Source organism: Oceaniglobus roseus (genome assembly GCF_002869745.1).
Lineage (GTDB): Bacteria > Pseudomonadota > Alphaproteobacteria > Rhodobacterales > Rhodobacteraceae > Oceaniglobus > Oceaniglobus roseus.
The window spans coordinates 1-5,841 of the sequence record NZ_PNOS01000074.1; the positions used below are offsets into that span (position 1 = coordinate 1).

General features: G+C 72.9%; 2 protein-coding genes. One reads left to right on the forward strand and one right to left on the reverse strand.

Features of this window, described 5'->3' with window-relative positions:
* The coding region (locus A7B20_RS20910) for a hypothetical protein (RefSeq protein ID WP_216641234.1) at nt 1-240 on the reverse strand (240 nt) is incomplete at its 3' end.
* 370 nt (nt 241-610) lie between these two features.
* Here A7B20_RS20910 and A7B20_RS20915 point away from each other — a divergent pair.
* Nucleotides 611-5,841, forward strand: a 5,231-nt coding sequence (locus tag A7B20_RS20915; protein WP_172961080.1) for a polyketide synthase, incomplete at its 3' end; no start/stop codon positions are given.

Below are 5,841 nucleotides of genomic sequence, written 5' to 3' on the forward strand. Positions count from 1 at the left end.
CGCCACCAGCGGGCGGTAATGGCGCGCGGGCAGGGGGGCGCCGCCCGGCGCGGCCAGGTCGATCCGCTCGACCGCGCCCACCCGCAGGGGCGGGAAGGCCGTGTTGCGCCGCAGGTGGGCCGCGATGGCGCGGGCGGCGGGCACGGGCATCGTCTCGTAGCCCGGCGCGTTCAGCGCGTTGACGCGGTCGATCACCGTGCGGGCATCGGGGTCGAGCGGTGCCTTTGGCGGACGGGCCATGGCGGAATCCTCCGGCTGCAACTGCGGTGGCGCCGTGATAGCCACCGACTCGTCCAGCGCAAAGCGCGTTCTGTCCGGGGTGGTGTCGAGGGGTTCCAGGGGGAAACAATCACCGCGGCGCTCCGTCATTGTGCCTGTGGGCGATGCCGGGAGAAGGGCGGAAACGCTGCGTTTCCCGTTTGGAAAACAAGCCCATTCCCCTCAATTCGTTCAGCATTTTCCGGGCTCTGCGGCCCATGGGCCTGACGCAGGGGCATCCGGCGTCGTGCCGGACCGGGGCGCTTGGCAGTATCGGGCGACTGCGGCCGACGGGTGGGACCGGGTGCAGGAACCGGGACCGATGTTCCGACCGGCGAAGCGGGGTTTTTGCATGACCGATGGATCGACCACGTCCGAAGCTGCCCACGGTTTCGATCCCGCGCGCAGCCTGATCGAACATGTCGCCGACCAGGCCCGCGCCGATGGATCGACCACGTCCGAAGCTGCCCACGGTTTCGATCCCGCGCGCAGCCTGATCGAACATGTCGCCGACCAGGCCCGCCTCCGGCCCGATGCCCCCGCGATCCTGCTGCGCGACCGCACCATCCGCTATGGCGAGCTGCTGGAGCGCGCAGGAGATGTCGCGGCGCAACTGATGGCCTCGGGCGTTGGCCGCGGCGATCTCGTCGGCCTTGCCATGTCGCGCTCGGACGACGCGCTGATCGCCATGCTCGGGGCGCTGCGCGCCGGGGCGGTTTGCGTCCCGCTCGACCCGGCCTATTCCGATCCGACGCAACTGGCCCAGATCGTCGGGCAGGTGCGCTTCGCCGCCATCCTCCAGCCCGCGCCCGGCCCCCTGCCGGAAGGCTGCGGCGGGGCGGAGGGCGTGCCGCGGATCGCGCTTTCGCAGCTCGCTCCTGCGGCAGACCACGACTGGCCCCGCACCGGCGGCGGGGATCCCGCCTGCATCGTCTTCACCTCGGGCACCACCGGCACGCCGAAGGGCGTGGTCCTGCCGAACCGCGGCCTGGCCGCCTTCACGCTGGACCAGCCGGTGATCGGGCTGCGTCCCGACGACATCATGCTCCACGCCTCCAGCCTCGCCTGCGACGGCGGGCTGATCGAGGTCTGGTCGGCCCTGATGGCCGGCGCCGCCCTCGCCGTGGTCGAAACGCCGCGCCCGGCGCTGCCCGAAATCGCGGCGACCATGACCCGCCACCGCGTCACCGTGACCTCGCAGTACGTGGGCATGCACAACCTGATCGTCGCGCACCATGTCGACGCCTTCGCCACCGTCCGCCTTGCCATGGCCGGGGGCGACGTGCTGTCGCCCGAACCGTTGCGCCGCCTGAAGGAGAGGGTGCCGGGCCTGTCGATGGTCAACATCTACGGCCCCTCGGAAACCACCTGCATCTCGCTCGTGCAGGAGATCGGGCCGGACCTGCTGGACGGCCGCCCGATCCCGATCGGCCGCGAGCTGACCCACGAGCACGCCTTCGTCGTCGACGAGACCCTTGCCGAGGTGCCCGACGGCACCACGGGCGAGCTGCTGATCGGCGGGGCAGGGGGGGCCCTCGGCTACCACGGGATGCCCGAGAAGACGGCGGCGGTGTTCATCGAGGATCCACGCCCCGGGCACAGCGGCCGGGTCTACCGCACCGGCGACATGGCGCTGCGCCGCCCGTCCGGCACGTTCGAGTTCTTCGGCCGCGCCGACCGGCAGATCAAGCTCGGCGGCCGCAGGATCGAGCTCGACGGGATCGAGCACGTGTTTCGCAACGTCCCCGGCGTGCACCTCGCCATCGTCGAGGCGGTGACCGCCCCCGCGGGGGACCGGCGCATCGGCCTCGCCCTCCAGCCCGAGGCGATGCCGACGGACGAGGCGGCGTTCATCTCCGGGGCGATGGAAGCGGCGCGGCAGACGCTCCACGCGGAGTTCCTGCCCCGCCACGTCATCCTGATGGCGGAGCTTCCGGTAACGAAGATGGGCAAGCCCGACCGCAAGGCGGTGCGCGCCGCGCTCGAGGCGCAGATGGCCGCGCCCCGCAGCGCCGCCGCGGACACCACACGACCGGCCCCGAACGCGCAGAAGATCCGCGCCACCGTCGCCCGCATCTGGGACGAGATCCTGCACTGCGGTCCCCTGGCCGACAGCGCCACCTTCTTCGACGCGGGCGGCACCTCGCTGCAGCTGATCGACGCCCACGCCCGCCTGCAGGCGGCGCTGAAGCTCGATTTCGACCTGACGCTGTTCTTCGAGCGCCCGCGCCTCGGCGACATCGCCGCCGCCCTGGCCGAGCAGGCACAGGCCGCGTCCCCGACGACCGCAGAGCAACCAGCCGCCCAGAAGCAGGTCCGCGACACCGACATCGCCGTGATCGGCTATGCCGCCCGCGTGCCCGGCGCCGCGACCCTCGACGCCTTCTGGGCCCGCCAGCGCGAGGGCGCGAACCTGATCCACCGCTTCGCCCCCGAAGAGCTGGAGGACGACCCGGCCCGCCGCGCCGATCCGCACTACGTCCCCGCCCGCTCGGTCCTCGACGATGTCGAGATGTTCGACGCCCGCTTCTTCGGCATCCTCCCCCGCGAGGCCGAGCGGATGGATCCCCAGGCCCGCGTCTTCCTCGAGATGTGTGTCGCCGCGCTCGACTCCGCCGCCTGCGACCCGGCGCGCACCGATGCCGCGATCGGCGTCTATGCGGGGTCGTCCACCAGCACCTACATGCTGGCGAACCTGATGCAGGACCGCAGGGCGCTGGCCGATTTCACCGACGGCTTCCAGATCGACAACTACACCACGCTGACGGGCAACATCACCGATACGCTGTCCTCCCGCGTCGCCTACAAGCTGGACCTGAAGGGCCCGGCGATGACGGTGCACACCGCCTGTTCCACCGGCCTCACCGCCATCGCGCAGGCGGTCACGGCGCTGAGGGCAGGGCAGTGCGACATGGCGCTGGCGGGCGGCATCTCGATCACCTTCCCGCAACGGCGCGGCTATGTCACGCAGGAGGGCGGCATGTCCTCGCCCGACGGCCTCTGCCGCCCCTTCGACGCACAGGCGGGGGGCACGGTCTTCGGCCATGGCGGCGGGGTGCTGGTGCTGAAACCGCTGGCGCGGGCGCTGGCGGACGGCGACCGGATCGCGGGGGTGATCCGCGGCGTCGGGCTGAACAACGACGGCGCCGACAAGATCTCCTTCACCGCGCCCTCCGTCACCGGCCAGGCGGGGGCGATCCGCGCGGCGCATAGGGACGCGGGCATAGCGCCTTCGGATGTCTCCTTCGTCGAATGCCACGGCACCGCGACGCCGCTCGGAGATCCGATCGAGGTGCGGGCGCTGCAGCAGGCCTTCGGCCGGACCGACCGCCCCGTGGCGCTCGGCTCGGTCAAGGGGAGCATCGGGCATCTCGACGCCGGGGCAGGAGCCGTCAGCGTGATCCGCACCCTGCAGGCGATGCAGGCGCGCGAGATTCCCCCGATGGCGAACTTCATTGCCCCGAACCCGAGGATCGACTTCGCCGCCGGCACCTTCTTCGTGCCCGACCGGCCCCAGCCGTGGGACTGCGACGGCCCGCGCATCGCCGGGGTCAGCGGCTTCGGCGTCGGCGGCACCAATGTCCATATCGTGCTGGAGGAGGCGCCCGGGACCGCCATCGCGGAGGCCGGGGCGGACGAGGTCCAGATCCTGCCGCTCTCGGCGAAGTCCCCCGAGGCGCTGGCGATCATGGCGTCGGAGCTGGCCGGGGCGCTGGACGCCGCCGCGCCGCCCGCGCTGCCGGACGTCGCGCTCACGCTTCAGGACGGCCGCACCACCCACGCGCACCGCCTCGCCATCGCCGCGGCCTCTCCGGCCGAGGCTGCGAGGCGCCTCCTGGCCGCGCCGAAGATCGCCGCCCGCCCCGACACACCGCCCGTCGCCTTCCTGTTCCCGGGGCAGGGCGCGCAGTATCCCGGCATGGGAAGCGGCCTCTACGCCGACCTCCCCGCCTACCGCCGCTGGATCGACGAGGGCTGCGAGATCCTCGCGCCGCTTCTCGACCGCCCGCTCCTGCCGCTGCTCGACGGCGCCGAGACCGGCCCCGGCGCCGCGGAGGCGCTGAAACGCACCGCCCTCGCGCAACCGGCGCTGGTGCTGACGCAATATGCCACCGCACAGGCCTGGATGGCCCGTGGCATCCGTCCCGGCGCGCTCCTCGGCCATTCGGTGGGCGAATTCGCCGCCGCGGCGCTGGCCGGGGTGATGTCCTTCGAAGATGCCCTGCACGCCGTCGCCGCCCGCGGCCGACTGATGCAGGAGCAGCCCGAAGGGGTGATGCTCTCGGTCCGTGCCAGCCTCGACGACCTGCTCCCGCATCTCGGACAGGACCTCGACCTCGCCGCCGAGAACGCGCCGAAGTTGCAGGTCGTCGCCGGCCCCGATGCCGCCGTCGCCGCGCTGGAGGCCCGGCTCGACACCGCGGGCCTGCCGCACCGCCGCCTGCATACGAGCCACGCCTTCCACGGCCGGATGATGGACCCCGTGACCGCGCCGCTCAGCGAGGTCATCGCGGGGGCCAGGCCCAAGGTGACCGAAGTCCCCATGATCTCCGCCGTTACCGGCGCGCCCCTGACCGATGCCGAGGCCACCGATCCCGGCTTCTGGGCCGGTCAGGCCCGCGCAACCGTGCGCTTCGCGGCCGCGGTCCGGGCGCTGGCGAGGGAGGCGAGGCCGATCCTGCTGGAGGTCGGCGCGGGCAACACGCTCACGACCTTCGCGGCGCAGGGCCTGCCCCGGGAAGGACACGGCGGACTGGTGCAGTCTCTGCCCGACCATGCCCGCTCGGTCAGCGACGCCCGCGCCATGGCCGAGGCCACGGCGACGCTCTGGAGCCTCGGCGCGCCGGTCGACTGGCCCGCCGCAAGCCGCCGCGGCAGCCGCAAGCTGGACCTCCCCGGCACTGTCTTCCTGCGCAGGCGCCACTGGATCGCGCCGCCGGATGCCGCGCCCTTCCGCACAAACGCGGCGCAGCCCGCGCCCGCTCTCACGATTCCGGAACCCGCGCCGCTGCCCGTCGCCGCAGAGGCCGCTCCGGCGGCGACCCTGCCGCCCGCCACACCGACCGCCCCCGCGCCGTCCCTCGAAAGGTCTCCCATGTCCCAGGTTCCCGCCACCCCGCGCACCGACCGCCTTGTGTCCGAACTGGCCGCGATGCTGACCGAGCTCTCGGGCGAGGAGATCGGCATCGCGGATGCGGAGACCTCCTTCCTCGAACTCGGGTTCGACAGCCTGTTCATGGGCCAGATGTCGCAGGCGCTGGCCCGCACCCACGGGGTCGAGCTGAGCTTCCGCAGCCTCCTTTCGGACTATCCAAGCATTGCCGCCGTGGCCGCCCACCTCGACGCCACCCTGCCGCCAGAAGCAGCCCCGGCGCCCGCCGCCCCGATGGCCGCCGCGCCCGCCGCCGCTCCGGTCGCAGCTCCGGCCCCCGTCGTCGCGGCGCCAGTGCCCCAAGCCCTCGCCACGCAGGCCCCGGCGGCGGTCGGCGGCTCCGACATGGCGCAGCTGATGCAGAGTCAGATGCAGGTCATGCAGTCGCTCTTCGCCGAACAGCTGCGCCTGATGGGCGGCGCGCCCGCCGC